This window comes from Streptomyces sp. NPDC086989 (genome assembly GCF_044745505.1).
In the GTDB taxonomy this organism is placed as follows: domain Bacteria; phylum Actinomycetota; class Actinomycetes; order Streptomycetales; family Streptomycetaceae; genus Streptomyces.
Genome location: NZ_JBIVAL010000028.1, coordinates 34,123 through 50,302, shown reverse-complemented (window position 1 = coordinate 50,302; position 16,180 = coordinate 34,123). Strand labels below are relative to the sequence as shown.

General features: G+C 70.3%; 12 protein-coding genes and 5 pseudogenes. 7 read left to right on the top strand and 10 right to left on the bottom strand.

Annotated features, from left to right (window positions below):
* Nucleotides 1–367: 367 nt before the first annotated feature.
* Nucleotides 368–541, top strand: a pseudogene (locus ACIPK4_RS37645) (DJ-1/PfpI family protein); the annotation flags it as partial.
* 55 nt (nucleotides 542–596) lie between these two features.
* On the opposite strand, the gene ACIPK4_RS37640 reads toward ACIPK4_RS37645, so the two are convergent.
* Both ACIPK4_RS37640 and ACIPK4_RS37635 read right to left on the bottom strand, forming a co-directional pair.
* Nucleotides 597–1,415: a glutamate ABC transporter substrate-binding protein gene (locus ACIPK4_RS37640; RefSeq protein ID WP_402321805.1), complete on the bottom strand. Its 819-nt coding sequence runs from the start codon at nucleotides 1,413–1,415 to the stop codon at nucleotides 597–599.
* Nucleotides 1,416–1,964: 549 nt separating this feature from the next.
* Nucleotides 1,965–2,690, bottom strand: coding sequence for a hypothetical protein (locus ACIPK4_RS37635; protein ID WP_402321802.1), 726 nt, complete (start codon nucleotides 2,688–2,690; stop codon nucleotides 1,965–1,967).
* Nucleotides 2,691–3,071: 381 nt separating this feature from the next.
* Here ACIPK4_RS37635 and ACIPK4_RS37630 point away from each other — a divergent pair, with 381 nt between their 5' ends.
* The gene (locus ACIPK4_RS37630) at nucleotides 3,072–3,836 is read left to right on the top strand and encodes a MerR family transcriptional regulator (protein WP_402321799.1); all 765 of its coding nucleotides are present in this window, start codon (nucleotides 3,072–3,074) and stop codon (nucleotides 3,834–3,836) included.
* Nucleotides 3,837–4,019: 183 nt separating this feature from the next.
* On the opposite strand, the gene ACIPK4_RS37625 is transcribed toward ACIPK4_RS37630, so the two are convergent.
* From ACIPK4_RS37625 to ACIPK4_RS37615, 3 genes are all read right to left on the bottom strand, one after another.
* Entirely contained in the window at nucleotides 4,020–5,453 is a 1,434-nt protein-coding gene (locus tag ACIPK4_RS37625; RefSeq protein ID WP_402321796.1) for a VanZ family protein, read from the bottom strand.
* 92 nt (nucleotides 5,454–5,545) lie between these two features.
* Entirely contained in the window at nucleotides 5,546–5,896 is a 351-nt protein-coding gene (locus tag ACIPK4_RS37620; RefSeq protein ID WP_402321794.1) for a hypothetical protein, read from the bottom strand.
* A 169-nt stretch (nucleotides 5,897–6,065) separates the two neighbouring features.
* Nucleotides 6,066–6,587, bottom strand: a complete 522-nt coding sequence (locus ACIPK4_RS37615) for a hypothetical protein (protein WP_402321791.1) — start codon at nucleotides 6,585–6,587, stop codon at nucleotides 6,066–6,068.
* Between the two features lie 166 nt (nucleotides 6,588–6,753).
* On the opposite strand from ACIPK4_RS37615, the gene ACIPK4_RS37610 reads away from it, so the two are divergent.
* On the top strand, nucleotides 6,754–9,768 hold the full coding sequence (locus ACIPK4_RS37610) for a BTAD domain-containing putative transcriptional regulator (RefSeq protein ID WP_402321789.1): 3,015 nt from the start codon (nucleotides 6,754–6,756) through the stop codon (nucleotides 9,766–9,768).
* A 119-nt stretch (nucleotides 9,769–9,887) separates the two neighbouring features.
* A pseudogene (locus tag ACIPK4_RS37605) lies at nucleotides 9,888–10,340 on the top strand (transposase); the annotation flags it as partial.
* Here the strand turns inward: ACIPK4_RS37605 and ACIPK4_RS37600 are convergent.
* Together ACIPK4_RS37600 and ACIPK4_RS37595 are read right to left on the bottom strand one after the other, a co-directional pair.
* Entirely contained in the window at nucleotides 10,335–10,733 is a 399-nt protein-coding gene (locus ACIPK4_RS37600) for a hypothetical protein (RefSeq protein WP_402321786.1), read from the bottom strand. The pseudogene ACIPK4_RS37605 and the gene ACIPK4_RS37600 sit on opposite strands and share 6 nt — an antisense overlap.
* Nucleotides 10,734–11,106: 373 nt before the next feature.
* Nucleotides 11,107–11,205: pseudogene (locus ACIPK4_RS37595) on the bottom strand (SAM-dependent methyltransferase); the annotation flags it as partial.
* Nucleotides 11,206–11,378: 173 nt separating this feature from the next.
* Between ACIPK4_RS37595 and ACIPK4_RS37590 the strand changes: the two are divergent.
* Nucleotides 11,379–11,861: a tetratricopeptide repeat protein gene (locus tag ACIPK4_RS37590; RefSeq protein WP_402321783.1), complete on the top strand. Its 483-nt coding sequence runs from the start codon at nucleotides 11,379–11,381 to the stop codon at nucleotides 11,859–11,861.
* A 69-nt stretch (nucleotides 11,862–11,930) separates the two neighbouring features.
* Nucleotides 11,931–12,227, top strand: a pseudogene (locus tag ACIPK4_RS37585) (hypothetical protein); the annotation flags it as partial.
* Nucleotides 12,228–12,857: 630 nt separating this feature from the next.
* Here ACIPK4_RS37585 and ACIPK4_RS37580 read toward each other — a convergent pair.
* Nucleotides 12,858–13,736 (bottom strand): RCC1 domain-containing protein, encoded by an 879-nt coding sequence (locus ACIPK4_RS37580; RefSeq protein WP_402321781.1) that lies wholly within the window; start codon nucleotides 13,734–13,736, stop codon nucleotides 12,858–12,860.
* A 444-nt stretch (nucleotides 13,737–14,180) separates the two neighbouring features.
* Here ACIPK4_RS37580 and ACIPK4_RS37575 point away from each other — a divergent pair, with 444 nt between their 5' ends.
* A complete protein-coding gene (locus tag ACIPK4_RS37575) occupies nucleotides 14,181–14,471 on the top strand; it encodes a hypothetical protein (protein ID WP_402321810.1) in 291 nt (96 codons plus the stop codon).
* 12 nt (nucleotides 14,472–14,483) lie between these two features.
* On the opposite strand, the pseudogene ACIPK4_RS37570 reads toward ACIPK4_RS37575, so the two are convergent.
* Together ACIPK4_RS37570 and ACIPK4_RS37565 are read right to left on the bottom strand one after the other, a co-directional pair.
* A pseudogene (locus tag ACIPK4_RS37570) lies at nucleotides 14,484–14,681 on the bottom strand (IS5/IS1182 family transposase); the annotation flags it as partial.
* 91 nt (nucleotides 14,682–14,772) lie between these two features.
* Complete coding sequence (locus ACIPK4_RS37565; protein ID WP_402321779.1) at nucleotides 14,773–15,993, bottom strand: hypothetical protein; 1,221 nt, start codon at nucleotides 15,991–15,993, stop codon at nucleotides 14,773–14,775.
* Between the last annotated feature and the right edge of the window lie 187 nt (nucleotides 15,994–16,180).

Here is a 16,180-nt window from a genome sequence, read left to right as displayed (position 1 = left end):
CGACAACAACGGCAACCTCGCAAACGACTGGGTCAGCAACGGCGCCTGGCAGGGCCCCGCCGGCCTCGGTGGCACCAGCCGCTAACCACCACCCCGCCCACCTCACACCAACGGAGCGCCGGGCGGTCTGCCACCGCGTCCGTACGCGTGAGGACCAGTGACGGTGAGGGCCTTGTTCCACATTGGTGGGGCAAGGCCCTTTTCCGTTCTGCGGGGCCCGGAGCGCATGGGCTTCTGGTGGTAGTCCCGCGCGTACGCCGACGGGCGTCGCTCCACGATGGGGCTGCGCCCCACCCTGGACCGACCGCCCTGCCCCGAGTCCGGCTGGCTATCGGCCGGCCTCGGCCATGTTGCGGCCAGGCGGCCGAGGACGACCGCGTACCCGGCCCTGGAGCCGGACATGAAGGCGGCGGGGGCGGCCTTCGGGGACTACGAGGCCGTAGTCGACAGCACCCTCGTCTCGGCCCGGGGCCGGCCCGACCACCCGGCATGGACGCGGGAGTTCCTCAAGGTGCTGGCCGACAAGGCGTCGGCGGCCTGACCCGGCCGCGGCAAGGGGCATGTTGCCCTCCTGCCGCGCCCGGGGTCTGGCGTCGTCAGCTGCTCGCGGAGGTGACCTGCGGGGCGGGCTCGTGCTTGAAGTTGGCCTGACCGAAGTTCTTCTTCACGGCCGCGTCCCAGGAGCCGTCCTGGACCATCTTCTTCAGGGCGGCATTGATCTTGGCGTGCAGATCCTGGTTGCCCTTCTTGATGCCGATGCCGTAGCTCTCGCTGCTCAGGCTCAGCCCGACGAGGCGGAACTTGCCCGTGTTGCCCTTCTGGGCGGCGTAACCGGCCAGGATCGCGTTGTCCGTGGTCATGGCGTCGACCAGGCCGTCCTGGAGGGCGATCACGCACTCCGAGTAGCCGTCGAGCTCGAGCAGGCTGGCCTTCGGCGCCAGGTTCTGCTTGATGTTCTGCGCCGAGGTGGAGCCGGCGGTGGAGCAGAGCTTCTTGTTGTTGAGGTCCTCGGCCTTGGTGATCGTGGCGTCGCCGGCGCGGACGAGCAGGTCCTGGTGGGCCGTGAAGTACGGACCCGCGAAGTCGACCTTCTCCCGGCGCTTGTCGTTGATCGAGTAGGTCGCGGCGACGAACTTGACCTCGTTGTACTGGAGCAGCAGCTCGCGTTCGGCGCTGTCGACCCGCTTGAACTCGATCTGCTCCGGCTTGTAGCCGAGCTCCTTGGCGATGTACCTGGAGACGTCCACGTCGAAGCCGGAGAAGGTGCCCCCCGCCTCGCGCAGGCCGACGCCGGGCTGGTCGAAGGAGATGCCGATGGAGAGGGTTCCCTTGGGTCCTTCGTCGCCGCCGCAGCCGGTGGCGGTCAGGGCGAGGCCGATCACAGCGGCCATCGCACCAGCCTTGGGGACCTTCATGTTGCAACTCTTTCCTCGGGGGCGCGGGACGCGGAGCGGGATCGCCGGTGCGCGTGGAACCGCGGGGGTACGTAGAAGCGTCAAGACGCGTGTATGAGGAAGCTAAGAAGGCTGCCGCCGCGGTGTCACTTGATCTGGGCAAAACTTGAGGTAACGATCCGGCTCGACCGGCGTTTCCCCGCGGCAAGCGCGTACCGACGACTCCGCGCCCACAGCCGGCGCCCGTCGGGCACGTCGAGCACACACCGCACGAGGGGCGCCTCGACCCCGCGTAGCGCGCACCGGACCAGCACCTCGTGCGCCCCTCCCCGCCGAACCCACCCTTCGGGGCACCCCCGCTCGGCGTGTACGTACACCAATCCCCGTTTCACAGGGTGGTCGCATGTGAACAATGGGACCCCATAAGTGTCTGGACTCGGTCCGTGCCTGTCAGGGGGCGCGGACGACCGCTCCTGAGACGAACCACTGCACGAGGGCCACAGCCAGATGTACGCCGGCCCGGGCCGTTTCCAGGGTTTCGGGCACGGTGGCGCTCTGGGCACCGTGCCGCTAGTGCTGTGACCGCGAGGAGCTGTCCGGGGACCAGTCCGGGTCGGAGTTGAAGTATCCGTCGTCGGTGATCCGGGTGGGGGCCTGACCGATCTGCATCACCCACAGGGCGTTGAGGGCGCGGAACGCGACCTGCCGGCGGGCGGGTGGCCCGTCGTCGGCCGGGCGCTCACCGCCGTCTTGCTGTCTTCCATGGTCAGCGGGTCTCGTCGGACGCGGCGACGGCCTCGCCGTCGGAGAGCAGTCGGCCGACCCAGGTGAAGAACGCGTCGGCGAGCTGCTACCGGGCGGGCTCGGGCAAGCTGGAGAACTCGGCCATGGCCGTCCCCATTCCCCGAGGACCGGGCCGTCATAGGTGAGCAGCCAGTCCACGCAGAGGTAGTCGGCCTGAAGGCTCGCGACGATCCGCTCGACGTCGTGCATGACCGCCGCCACGTCCGGGTTGGCGCTGGCGCTGCCGCCCTGGGAGATGTTGGAGAGGTACGAACCCTCGGCCGGGCTGCGCAGCATGCTCGCGACGACCTTGCCCTCCACCATCGCGACGCGCAGGTCGCCGCGGTTGGGCAGGTACTCCTGCACGATGTAGTTCTGGCCGGTCTGCGACACGAAGCGGAAGGAGAAGCCGTGCTTCGCGCACGGCTTCGCCCAGCGCTCCTCCATCTGCGCAGAGATCTTGTCCACGTACTCCGGGAGGAAGTCGTCCGGATGGCAGATCCAGGTCACCACGTGTTCAGTCGCCGCGATCCCCTTGCCCTACGAAAAACCTTTGGTCAGCCCGGTCATCGACATGGCGCCCGGTACGGGCGCGGCCTGGAACACCGCAACTCTTGAAGGGGACCGACCGGTTCCGCTCGCTCCGGCAGGCTCGGGTTCCTGCCTGGCGCCGATACGACAGGGGTCCCTCGGGCGGCCGAACGCCCGCGGCCCCGGATCGGGGGCCGATTCGGGGCCGCGGGGATGACTCGGCGGGAGGCGGAGGGGGCGGGGGCCGACGGGTGAGGCTCTAGGGTCTGTTCAACAGGGTTTCGGGCTTGCGCTTTCCGTTACGGCAACTTCTACGGTCGTGTGTGTGGCCGGAGAGACCGGCCCGGCGAGGGAGGCACCGGCATGGCCTGGTCGATCGCGGAGGTGGCGCGGATGTCCAAGGTGACATCGCGGACGCTGCGGCACTACGACGAGATCGGCCTGCTGCCGCCCGCATGGATCGGAAGCAACGGGCACCGCTACTACGAAGAGGCCGATCTGCTGCGGTTGCAGCAGATCCTGCTGATGCGGGAGCTGGACCTGGGGCTGCGCGAGATCCAGGCGGTCCTGGACAGCCAGCTCGACCAGGTGGCCGTGCTCCGTGAGCACCACCAACGGCTGCTCGCGGAACGGGACCGGCTGGAGACGTTGGCCCGTACGGTCGGGCGCACCATCGCCGAACTGGAGGAAGGTAGGGACAACGGGAAGATGACCAAGATCAACAAGCCGGAGAACCTGTTCGAGGGGTTCCAGGCCCCCTCAGAGGCCGAGGCCGAGGTACGGGAGCGATGGCCGCAGGCATGGGAGCAGTCCCGGCAGGCAGTCGAGGCGATGACCCCCGAGGACACGGAGCGCTGGCAGCGTGAGGTGACGGCGCAAATGATCCGTATGGCGGAGTTCATGGTGGCCGGCACGCCGGTCTCCGATCCCGTGGTACAGGCCGAAGTAGACGCCAACTACCAGCAAATCTGCCGGTTCTGGACCCCCAACGCGGCCGCGTACAAGGGAGTGGGCCAGACCTACGTCGACGACCCGCAGATGCGGGCGAACTTCGACAAGATCGCCGAAGGTCTCGCCGACTACCAGCGCGATGCGATGACCGTGTACGCCGATGCCCGGCTGAGCTGACCGCACGCGCCTAAGGCCGCGCGGCGGGTCATGAGCGCAGCCGGGGGCGAACGGCTGCGACGGTCACGGTGCCGTGGAAGACGTGTGCCCTCTTAGCCGGACTCCGCCACGGCGAGCGGGGGTCCGCGAACTCGGGCAGTGCTCATATGGGTTCCCCCTGGTCGGTCTGCCCGACACCGCAGGTCAGCCGGGTGGGGCTGCGGCCGGTCCGTGCGAGGCGCTCGCCCGGGGAGCGACGTCCGCGGCTTCCCGGACGGCCTGCGATGGGACGAGTTCCGCGGTCTCGGCGTCGACCATGGGGCGGGGCGCCGTCCCGGCGGGCCGGCTCGGGTCGGCCGATGCGTCGTGGTGTGCGGGGTCCGGGGAGGGGGTCGTCGGGAAGAGCCAGACGGGGCGCCACCGGTCCGCGATGTCCACGGCGAGCAGGACGGGTGTACCGAGGCTCCGTCCGGGGTCGGCTTCCGCGGCGACGGCCCGGGCCCGTTCGGCGTCCACCCGTACCGGCGGCAGCGCGGGATCCGGCTCGTCGAGTGCGACGAACGAGGCGACGGCTCCGCTGCCGTCGACGACGACGTCGAGCCGCATCGGCATGAGCACGCCCCGGTCCGTGCGCCTCCAGGAGACGAGGCGGCGGCCGGTGTCCCCGAGCGGGGACGAGGTCACGGTGGCGCCGTCCGCCCATGCGAAGTGCGCCTTGGCGTACGTCTGTGCGCTGTGGACCTGGGCGTCGGCGGGCAGTTCGGCGGCGCCGGCGGTGCGGTGCGTCTCCAGGCTCCGGCTGCCGCGTACCGGTTCGAGTGACGGCCAGGCCACCTCGGTGAATCCTTCGTCCGATGTCACCACCAGGATGCGTTCCGCTTTCGGGTCCGGGTCGGTGGCCGCCTGTACGCCTGCGATGTGGACGTCCGGCCCCCACAGCGCGCGTGCGACGCGCACGGCTCCGGCCCGCTGTTCCTCGGGGACTTCGGGTACCGGGGGCGTGGTCGTGGTGGTGTGGACCGTCGTGGTGAACACCAGGAGGACCGCACCGGTCAGCGCCGCCATGGTCAGCGCGGTGATCCGGGCTCTCTCCGGGGTGCGGGGGTCCGGGCTTGCGGTGCGGCGGCGCCCCCGGCCCCCATGGCCGCCGTGGCCGCCGTGGCCGCCACGGCGCAGCCAAAGCGTGCCGAGGAGGACGCCGGCGAGCGAGCCGGCCGCGTTGGCCGCGAAGTCGGCGGAGTCGCAGCTCCTCCCGATCCCCCCGGCCAGTGCCTGCACCAGCTCGATGGTGAGGCCGAGCAGGAGAACGCCCGCCAGCACCAGCCTCTTCGACCGGAAGAGGATGACGGCGAGGAACGACACCGGGGCCGTCATACAGGCGTTCAGGACCCATTGGGGTTCGAATGCCCGGGCGAACACGTCGGGGTCGACGGCGCAGCCGGCGGCGCCGCTCGCCCGGCCGACGGGTGCGAGCGTCGCTGCGAGTTGCAGCGAGAGGGCGCAGCCGAGCAGTGCCGACGTGGGTTTCGGCGTCCCCGTACGGTGTGCCGCCAGCAGTGCGGCCGTGACGAGGACGGCGCACGTGGCTCCGAAGGTCCACCAGACGGCGGGGGCGCCGATGACGAAGAGTTGGTCCATGCCAGTCCTTTTGCCGGCTCTTTCGGGCGGGGTGTGCGGACGGCGCGGGGCGGACCGGCGGAACTGCCCGGTCCGCCCCGCCCCGCGCCGGGTCAGCAGACCGTGACCGGGGGCACTTCGTAGTGCTTGCCGCCGGAGTCCATGAAGCCGACCACCGACGAGCAGTCCCCGTAGTCGGATCCGGGCCAGGTGAAGTAGCGCGTGGTGCCGGCGGACTGGGTGAAGGTCCCCTGGTCCCACCATGTGCCGCCCCGGTTGTAGTGGCCGAAGCGGGCGGTGATGGTGCTGCCGCCGGTCTTCTCGTACGAGTTCTGGACCTGGGCCCAGTCGTAGTTGCGGTTGGCCAGAACGGTGCACAGGATCCCGTTGGACAGGTAGGTGCACGCCGCGGTGCGGGCCTGAGCGGGCGCGGTGAGCGCCAGCGAGATTCCTGTCAGGGCCATGACAATACCGGCGCGGACGACTCGGGCGCTGCGCGCGGTTCGATTGCCTCGGGTGCCTCGGGTTCCTGCGGTGCTTCGGGTGCTTCGGGTGCTTCGGAACACGGTTCTCCTTCCAGCGGGAACGGAACGAACGGGTGACGGGCGCCGGGGCGCGCCGACCGAGCGACGGTCAGCCGTGCCACTTGGTGAGCCCGGAGTCGCCCCAGTCCTCCCAGGGGCGTTTGAAACCGGCCCTGACCTTGGCGTTGTCCGGCCAATAGACCATGTCCCCGTAGTTGGAGCCGTCGGTCTCGAAGAAGCCCCACAGCTGCCAGTTCTTGCCGTCGTCGAACGAGCGGTCTATCCAGCCCTGGTAGTAGCCGCAGCCGGCGGCGACCGACAGACGGGGCCACGCGTACCAGGCGCCGTCCTTCCGGCCGGAGCGGATCTCCAGGGTCGCGCAGCCCGGGTCGCTCACCCGGTCGTCCGTGTCCTTGACGTCCCAGGAGTAGTTCCCCGGATCGGTGTTGTTGCACGAGTCGCCCCGGCCGCAGGGCAGGCCGGCCACCAGGGTGGGGCCGACGGCCCCGTCCGGGCGTGGCGTGGCGAAGGCCGGGCCTTCCGGCCGCGCGGGGCTGGCCGTCGCGGTTCCGGCCAACGACACCAGGAGCATCCCCAGGGAAATCCCGGCCAATGCCGACTTCCTGATCATCCGTCCGTCCCTTCGGTTCGGGTGCCGGTCCCGCCCGCCCCCGTGACGGGCGGAAACCGTTGCCCCGACAGTGCCAGGCCGCGCCATGGATCCGCCCCGGATCCGCAATGGCCTGAACATGCCTGCACCACCTGCTGTGCGACGCGGCCTCTGGCACCGTGTGGCGGTGGAGTTAAAGGTGCTCGGGCCGATCGAGGCAACGGAGCGGGGCGAGACGGTGCCCCTGCCCGGCGGCAGGGCACGTACCGTGCTCGCCACCCTCGCCCTGCACCACGGGAACGCCGTGTCCGTGGAGCGGCTGGTGGCCGCGGCCTGGGGGGACGATGCACCGGCGACGGCCCGGGCCCAGATCCAGGCCATGGTCTCGGCGCTGCGCCGGGCCCTCGACGACACGCTGCGGCCGCAGGCGATACGGACCCGGCAGCCCGGCTACGTACTGTCCGCCGACGCCGTGCACACCGATCTGGACACCTTCGTACGGTGCGTCGCCGAGGGTCGCCGCGAGGCCGCCGAAGGAGACCCGGCCGAAGCGGCGCGCCTGCTGCGGACCGCGCTGGGCCAGTGGCGGGGACCCGCGTTCGAGGGAATGCCGTCCGAGTACCTGGAGGCCGAGGCCGCACGCCTGGAGGAGACCAGGCTGGGGGTGGTCGAGGAGTGCCTGGGCCTCGAACTGTCCTTGGAGGCGCGCCCGGACCTCGTCGCGGAGATCCGGGCCCTCGCCGCCTCCCATCCCCTGCGGGAGACCGTGCACCGGCTGCACATGACCGCGTTGCGCCGTGCGGGCCGTCACGCCGAGGCACTGACCGCGTACCAGGACGCCCGCCGCGCCCTGGCGGACGAGCTCGGGGTGGAACCGGGCCCCGCCCTGCGGGCGCTGTACCAGGAGATCCTCGCCGACGGGTCCACCGCTCCCCTGCCGGAGCCGTCCGCGCCCCGGCCCGGACCGTCCGCACCCGGTGTACGACCGGGCCCGTCCGGCCGGGACCAGGCGGCGCGGGCACCGCTGTTCGGCCGGGACCGGGACGTGGAGGAGCTCGCGGCCCTCGTCACCGCCCGGCGGCTGGTGACACTGGTCGGTCCGCCCGGCATCGGCAAGACGAGCCTCTCGCTGGTGGTCGCGCAGCGTGCGGGTGCCGACATGCCGGACGGCATGTGGGTCGTCGAACTGGACGGTGTGAGCAGGCCCGATCTCGTCCCGGCGGCGGTGGCGGCCGCGCTCGGCGTGCCCGCAGGGCCGGGAAAGGCCCTCACCGAGGCGCTGACCGCCGGCCTGGGCCAGCGGACCGCCCTGCTCGTCCTGGACAACTGCGAGCACGTCCTCGACGCGTGCGCCGACCTGGCCGACACCCTGCTGGCCCGGTGCGGCGGCCTGCATCTGCTGGCCACCAGCCGGGAGCCGCTGGCCGTGACCGGGGAGACCGTCCGCACCGTGGGGCCGCTGGACGTGCCGTCGGGGGACTCCGCGGAGGCGTTGCTCGGGTCGGCGGCGGGCCGCATGCTGATGGACCGGGCCGCGGCCCGGCTGCCCGCCTTCACCGTGACCGACGAGACGGCGCCGCCGGCGGCCTCGGTGTGCCGGGCCACCGAGGGGGTGCCGCTCGCCCTGGAACTGGTTGCCGCGCAACTGCGCGCGCTGCCGCTCGCCGAGGTCGCGAACCGGATCGACCGGCAGCTGGAGGTACTGGCGCGCCGACGCGCCCGGCCCGCGCGCCACAGCTCGCTGAGAGCGGCGATCGGCTGGAGCCACCAGCTGCTGACCGGCCGCGAACAACGGGTCCTCGCCGAGCTGTCCGTGTTCGCCGGGGGATTCACCCTGCATGCGGCGGAGGCGGTCGTGGGCGGTGGGGGTGGGCCCGCAGGCCGCGGCCCGGGCGGGTCGGCCGGCGGGGTGCGGGAGACCGTACGCGACCTCGTCGACCGCTCCCTGATCGTGGCCGACCCCGACGCCCGGCCCGCCCGGTACCGGCTCCTGGGCGCGGTACGGGAGTTCGCTGCAGAGCAGATGGCGCTCACGGGCGGCGCCGAAGCCGCACGGCATCGGCACGCCGCGTACTACCGGTCGCTCACCGGGCGAACGGGGACGGGCACTCCCCCGGGCGACACCGTCTCCATGAGGCGGGAGGTGCGCCAGGAGATGGCCAACATCCGGGCCGCCCTCGACTGGTCGCTCGGTTCCGGCGACCCCGGCCCGGGAGTCGACCTGGTCGGCACCCTGTCGTGGCTCTGGGCCGGCCTGCCCCGCGAGGGACTCGACTGGGCGCGCCGGGCCCTCGCCCGGCTGGAGCCGGAGGAGCCTGCCGCGCGCCGCCGTGTGCTGTACGCCATGGGGCTGATCTCCTTCAGCCTCGATCTCGGCGACGCGGCCGGCAACTTCCAGGAGGCCGCCCGTCTCGCAGGGCTGTGCGGAGACGTCGTACTGCAGCTGGAGGCGCTCGCCCAGCTGTCGGTCGTCCGGTGCCTCCAGGGCCGCGCGGCCGAGGCCGCGGGGATCGCCGAAGCCGTACTGGTCCCCGTACTCGCCCACGGAAGCGACGTGGCCGTGGGCCAGGCCCGGGTGGCCCTGGCTATCGCCCGGTGCGGGCTCGGCGAGCTGGACGAGGCGGCGGAGCAACTGGCACGGGCCGAGGAGGTCTTCGTACGCAGCGGCCTGCGCGAGGAACTGGCCACCACGCGCTGGGCGCAGGCCGAGGTCGCGTACTACGCGGGGGACCCGGGACGCGCCGCCGCACTGTCGACCGCCGCGCTCGGCGACACGGCCCTCGGCGACGACCTGTTCGCAACGGTCTGCCGACGGGCGCAGCACGCCCGCAACCTGCACGCGGCCGGCGAGCGGCGGTCCACCGCCGAGGGGCTGGCCGCCGTTCTGCGCGACTGCGCCGACGAGGGCCTCTGGATGCCGGCCGTGGACGCCCTCGCGACCGCCGCGCGCCGGGAGGCCGATGCAGGGCGCCCGCAGCGGGCGGCGACCCTGCTGGCCGCCGTGGAACCCCTGCGGGCCTCGACGGGCCGCAGACCCGCCGCGGTGGAACAGCCGCTGCTGGACGCCTTCGAACGGCGCGTCCATGCCGAACTGGACGAGGCCGTTCTCGCCGAGGCGCAGAAGCGGGGTGCTGCCATGACCACGGAACAGGCCCTCCGCTACGCGATCGGGGCCGGGGTCGATCCGGATACGGCCGCCTGATCCGCGGCCCCGCCGACCGGGCTGTCCGGGGGGCGGGCCGGGCCGTGGAGTTCCGGACGGGCGGGGCCGTAGCGCAGAGGTCGACGCGCGCGGTCTCCGAAATCGCGAGGACGCCGGTTCAACGCATCGACGCGGGCAAGAAGATCGCAGGACGCAAGCGCCACATCGGCGTCGACACCCTCGGACTCCTCCTCGCCGTCTGGGTCACCGCGGCTAGCGTCTCCGACAACGCCGGCGGCATCCACGTGCTCTCGCACATTGCCAAAGCCCACCCCCGAATCATCAAGGCCTGGGCCGACACCGGCTACCGGACCAAGGCTATCGACCATGGCGCCACCCTCGGTATCGACGTCGAGGTCACCCGCCGCGACCCGGGCCAGAAGGGCTTCAAGGTCATCCCGCGGCGCTGGGTCGTCGAGCGGACGTTCGGCTGGTTGATGAACCACCGCCGCCTCGCCCGCGACTACGCAACCCACCCGCACCGCTCCGAAGCGATGATCCGCCTCGCGATGATCGACCTGATGAGCCGCAGGCTCACCCGAGAGTCGACTCCGAACTGGAAGGACTCATAGCCGCCGGGCCACACTGACCCGCGCGTCCTCGCCCTTCATAGCCTGCGGCCAGCGGTCATCAATGACACCCGCCGCCTCCCGGCAAGCACCACAGGCATTCCCTCGCTGCGGCAGCCACCCGTACTCGGATGGCGACATGCCGACTTGCTGGATTCCGCACAGCGTCCTGTCAAAAATTCCGAAGGCGTGGGAGACGTCGAGGGGAAGGCCGTCCGCGACGGCCGTCTCCCAGCGCATCTCCACGGGCAAGTACGGCGGCCGCGCGACCTCGAACCAATCGCCACCCACATGGGTGGAGGCGTGGCACCAGGAACAGGACCAGATCTCCTCGTCCCGCTCAGTCGGCAGCGTCGGCCACCGCCACATCGCCCGTCCGCACACATCACACTCCACACGCGGATCCTCACACGCCTCCGGGCACGACCCCAATCCGCCGACATTGGGCGACTTACCAAACACCCCGGACGGGATAGAACGCTCTTTCAGGCCGTTTCGTACTCGCCCTGGAGCCGCATGTGCGCGCCGGCCGCCCGGGGGTAGGGGATCCGGCCCGGCGGCACCCAGCCACCGTCCCTCGGGCAGCATGCGAAGACCGTGCGACACTGCCGCCGTGTGCGATGACGGGGTGAGGCCCTTCCACGTGCCGCGGGTGCCGTCGCGGTAGCGACCGGTGCCCTGCCAGCCCCACTCGGTGCTGCCCACTCCCGCGGCCGCGAGGGGCAAGGATGCCTTGACCTCACCGGAACCGAGCTTGCTCCCGAGGTGCCCGGGAGAACGGGTGCTCCGCAAGCCGGTTTACGAACAGCGAGGCGCACAGTTCGACGACTCCGTCGTAGGCCGCTCTGGTCTCGTTCTGTTGATCCACCGCTGGTCTGATAGTCCGTCCCCCACGGTCAGAGGTGCGTTCCTGTGCATCGCGCAGCGGAACCAGGCGCCGAGGCGCGTCGTGCCCGTCCCGTCTGACGATGGCCTCCGCGACCTCTTGGATGGCGCCGCGGAGGAGGTGTCCCCGTAGGGATTTGATGGAAGGCAGGGAGCGTGCGATTCGGCCGCGTGGATGTGCTCGGTGGCAGCCCCCTCCCTGTACCTCAACCTTGCCGACGACTACCGGCGGTCAACGACCACGCCCGCATTCTGGGCGACGAGCATCCGCATACGCTGGCCAGCCGGGACAGCCTCGGTCTCGCCCTGGACGGGATGGGCGAGCACGCACAAGCAGTGCGCCTGCACCGGCAGACCCTGGAGGACCGCACCCGCATCCTGGGCCCCGAGCACCCGGACACCCTTGCCAGTCGCCACAACCTCGCTCTCGCTTTGACCAGCGCAGGTGAGCAGGCCGAGGCGATACAGCTGCTGCGCCGAACCCTCGATGACCGCGTCCGCATCCTGGGCGACGAGCACACGCATACCTTGAGCACCCGCAACGCGCTGGAGACAGCGTTAGCCATGTCCACCCCAAGGCCACAGAACCGGTGGTGGCACTGGCTGCGACGCAGGAACGCCGCAGCCAGCGGCGGTTGAGGAGGCCCTGTATCCCCAAGCCGCCGCCAAGCGCCAAGTAGCACTCTGTAATTACTGTTCTTCCATCATGTGAGCGTAGCGGTGGTTGGGTCGCCGGCCGCGAGTTTCGGCAAACGACCATCTCTCTCCCCCGACACTCGCACCGTTGGTCACGGACGCCCTGCTGCGGGCCGGCGTCGACCGCGGACCACATCCACGTCGACACCGCGAGCGGCGCGAAGGCGTCCCACCCAAGACCCGACATCGTCATGCAGCTGCTGCGTTGGGGGCGACAGGCGGAAGGTGACCCGGCTCGACCGGCTCTCCCGCTCCGTGCTGCGTCTGGTGACCCTCGGCGCGGACCTGCGCGAGCGTGGGATCGGACTGCACGTCACCGAACAGGGGATCGACACGTCCACGGTGGAGGGCCGCGCGATGTTCGGGATGCCGCTGTGCTCGCCGAGCTCCAGCGCGAACTGCTCGTGGCGACGCACCCGGGGCGGCGGGCGCCGGCCCAGGCTGCCCGAGGACCTGGCCGCGCGCCCAACGGCTCTAACAAGACCAAGACGGTCCCCCGCCAGCCGAAGAGGACCGCCGCGGCACAGTCGTGAAAGCTACCGGTGGGATGCCGAAGGCGACAGAACGGCCGAAAAAGCAGCCACCCTGTGCGAGGAGTTCGGCGGCCCGGGGAGGGGGCTCTACCGCGCGCGTCAGGGGCCTGGGCCTGCACGGCGGCGGCTCAGGCCCCTGACATGGAGGCGGGCTGGGCGGCGGTCAGCCGGCTTCGAGGGTGGGGGTGGTGGTCTGGGTGTACGGCGCGGTGGCCAGGCAGCCCTTCGCCGTGAGCACAGGCCCAGCTTGGCGGCGGCCCGGCGGATGCGCTGCCCGTCCGCGAGCCGCGCGATCTTGCCGAAGCCGATGTTCTCGGCGGCCGGCATCTCGTACTGCATGAGGTCCTGCCCAAGGACTGGACTCAAGATGAGCCCTCTGGGTCTCAAACGTGACGGCATGCGTGTGTCATTTCATGTTGGCGGGGCCCCGGGCCTTTGGAAGCTGGACTCCGGACCAGGCATCGACTTCGCACTGTCCATCGGCATTGTTCCCTGCGCTCACGACTGTGCCGTCGCCGCGCAGACCGAGGGTGTGCGTGGAACCGGCCGCCACGGCGACGATGTCGCGCCAACCGCCGACTTCGCACTGTCCGTAGCTGTTGTCTCCCACCGCGAGGACCCGGCCGGACGCAGTGACCCCGACGGTGTGGCAGCTGCCCGCGCCGAGCGCCACCACGTCTTCCCACCCATCGACCTCGCACGCCCCGGTTGCCCGGTCTCCGGTCGCTACGACCCGCCCGTCGGCTCTGAGGCCGACGGTATGGAGATACCCGGCCGAAACGGCGGCCAGGCCACGCCACCCTTCCACGGCACACTGCCCTCGTCGGCTGTTCCCCGTGGCCAGTGCGCAACCGTCCGACCGGACGCCGACCGAGTGCCAGTCACCACACGCGAGGACGACCATCTCGCGCCAGGACTGCACGTCGCACTGTCCTTCTGAACTCCGGCCGACTGCCAGCACACGGCCGTTCGCGAGGAGCCCGAGCGTGCGGCGCCAGCCTGCGGCCACCGACGTGACGCCTCGCCACCCGGCGACATCACATTGCCCATCGCCGTTCCACCCCGTTGCCAGCACCGTGCCGTCCGACCGGAGGCCCACCGTATGGGACCTGCCCGTGTTCGTCGCGGTATGGACATTGCCGGCTGCCACCGCGACGACCTCCTCCCATCGCTCGACACGACATTCACCGGCTGCGGTATCGCCAACGGCGAGAACGGTTCCATCCCAGCGCCGTCCGACCGAATGGCGCCTGCCGGCCGCCAATGTCGACGAGTTGGCGAGCATTCCGCCTCCTTGTGCTCGGCCGCGAGTGCGCGACATGCAATTCCACCCTACGTCGGCCCGGAATCGAGCGGGGTTCTCAGTCGTCGCCGGCAGATGCGGCACAATCACCGGGGCGCAGCGCAGGCGGCTCACCGACCTCGGGGTGAGTACGCCCGGATCGGCCGCGCCGGCTGACGGAGGCCGGGCCGCGGTGTGGGAGCCCGGCATCATGGCGGTCCGCGGGTGCCGCGCCCGGGAGGCGTTGACCGCGGTCCCCCGGGGCCACGTCGAAACCATCGAGCACGACGGCCAAGAGCACGCCGTCAAACTCGGTGTCTGGCCACCCATCGCTGTCCCGCCGCGCGAAACTCCGCGGCGCGGCGAGCGCCTGGGTCGTGTCCTTCACTGGAGGCCTTCTACACCGGCCCGGTCTGGCGGGAGCACCGCGAGGCGGCCAACGCCACCATGACCGACAGCGACGACGTCCTGCTGCTGCGCGGACCCGGCTTCGCGCCCGCGCCCGGCGCCCGCGAGGTGCTCGCGACCATCTGTCATCCGGCCGCCGCGACCGCCTTCGACGGATACGCCGCCCGGCACCTGAACCCGGGCCACGCACTGCACCACACCGAGCACGCCGAGAGTGACTACCCGCGCCTGCCGGTCCGCACCGGGGAGGGCGTCAGGGTCTGGTTCGGCCCGGCGCAACCACCGCCCTGGCCGAGCCGCAGGCTTCGGCTCGAACCGGTGACGACCTGAGTCCTGTCCGGCGGATCCGGTCTGGCCCCTACCGCGCCCCGGCGCAGCCGTCACACCCCGAAGTGGAAGCATCCAGATCGCGCAGCGGGACCAGTCCAGCTCTCCGCGGGCGCCGAGTTCGTCGAGGACCAGGCGGTGGAGCGTGGCTCACGCCCTGGCCCTCGACCACTCGGAGAACCGCCGGTGGGCGGTCGCGCCGGAGGGTCCGAACGCGCCGCCGGCAGCTGCTGCTGCCAGGTTTTCTACTTTCGCGATCGTGTGCCCAAATTTCTCGCCCCGATGATGTGGCTGGAGACGCGGGTCAGCCTTGGCTCTTGATCTCGCCCAGCGTCTGTTCGACCGGACCCGCCAAAATGTCGAACAGGCCGTAGCGGTTCCGCATTTCACGGATCGCGGGTTCGGAGAATGCGCGACCCTCCTCACCCACCGGCGCGATGACCATCACCACGTCTGCACCGTGTGGACCAAAGCGCCAATAGGTGGTGACGCGGCGCCGTGCTCTCGTATAATGATCGATCGCATTATTTTCTTGCATCGGAGCCGTTTGGACGATGACGTCATTCTTTTCACGTCCCGCCTTCACCCAACGGGGCAGGTCAACGCCCTTCCACGAGTAGCCGGGCTTTCCGAAACTTCCCATAACGAGCTTGTCTTTACGCGCCAGACTCACGGTTGCATAGAAGGTCAGCTTTTCGAAATTCGTGTCGATGGGAAGTTGAACAATGGTTCGCGTGAGCGACTCGCCTTTCGCCTCGACCCAGTTTCCGGCGGGAATCCATGGCTGGGCCGCTACCAGCTGGCCGGGCTGGTAGACCTCTCTGCGGGTGAGCGGGTGCTTCTCCCGGTACATGGCCCATTGCTCGGCCCCCTGGCGCCATTTCGAGGCGGTCACGTCCGTCCGAGTCACCGTCACGTCCTCTCCCATGGCATGGAACTCGGTACCCAGCACATAGAAACTCACATCGCTGTGGTTCACGAGCTTGATGTCGACCGGCACGGAGAACGCCTTGCGGTCCACGCTGAGAACCGCCTTGCCCACGTCCAGCTGCACAAGAGGGGCGACATCTCGCCGGTTCGGCTGAAAGAGGTACTGATAGCTGAAATTGGCGACCGCCACAATCGTGGAGACGATGAGTGCCGCAGCCACCCGCTTCGGAGTGGGGATCTCACCCAGTCTCCGCCACACCAGGATGACAGCCAATAGGGAACCCACGCTGAGCGCAATGGACAGGGCCATGTAGCTGACCTTCTCGCCGTCGTTCCATGTCCGAAACGCGAGCAAGACGTTCGTCAACAACGCCACGCCGGTACTTCCCAGCGCGACCACTCCGAAGTTGGATACCGGTCCTCGGACCCAACAGTCCACGACCGCAGCAACACCCACGACCATGATGAGGGCCGCCAGCATGAGGGCCACTCCGGTGACGTAACCCGGGAAAGTCAGACTGTCCCTGAAGTCCTTGAAGCCGCACCAACCCACCGGTAGCGCCGTCAGGAGCAGGACCAGTACAACCCAGGCCATTTCCGCCCGTGAGTATGTGGATTTCGTAAGGCCACGTCGTACCATCACGTGCGCGCCGGAGTGGGACCCCGAGTCGGGCTCTAATGAATTCGTCACATTATCACCTCCTGGCGATGCGCCGGAATTCGATCATTATGCCCTCGGCTGATCCACCTGGCCACTATCCGCATTCCGCATGTCGGCCTAG

Excerpts from the sequence above, each read along its gene's own strand:
- ACIPK4_RS37630 (WP_402321799.1), top strand. The coding sequence starts at position 3,072 with ATGGCCTGGTCGATCGCGGAGGTGGCGCGGATGTCCAAGGTGACATCG.
- ACIPK4_RS37620 (WP_402321794.1), bottom strand. The coding sequence starts at position 5,896 with ATGGCCCTGACAGGAATCTCGCTGGCGCTCACCGCGCCCGCTCAGGCC.
- ACIPK4_RS37625 (WP_402321796.1), bottom strand. The coding sequence starts at position 5,453 with ATGGACCAACTCTTCGTCATCGGCGCCCCCGCCGTCTGGTGGACCTTC.
- ACIPK4_RS37640 (WP_402321805.1), bottom strand. The coding sequence starts at position 1,415 with ATGAAGGTCCCCAAGGCTGGTGCGATGGCCGCTGTGATCGGCCTCGCC.
- ACIPK4_RS37615 (WP_402321791.1), bottom strand. The coding sequence starts at position 6,587 with ATGATCAGGAAGTCGGCATTGGCCGGGATTTCCCTGGGGATGCTCCTG.
- ACIPK4_RS37565 (WP_402321779.1), bottom strand. The coding sequence starts at position 15,993 with ATGGCCTGGGTTGTACTGGTCCTGCTCCTGACGGCGCTACCGGTGGGT.
- ACIPK4_RS37580 (WP_402321781.1), bottom strand. The coding sequence starts at position 13,736 with ATGCTCGCCAACTCGTCGACATTGGCGGCCGGCAGGCGCCATTCGGTC.
- ACIPK4_RS37575 (WP_402321810.1), top strand. The coding sequence starts at position 14,181 with ATGACCGACAGCGACGACGTCCTGCTGCTGCGCGGACCCGGCTTCGCG.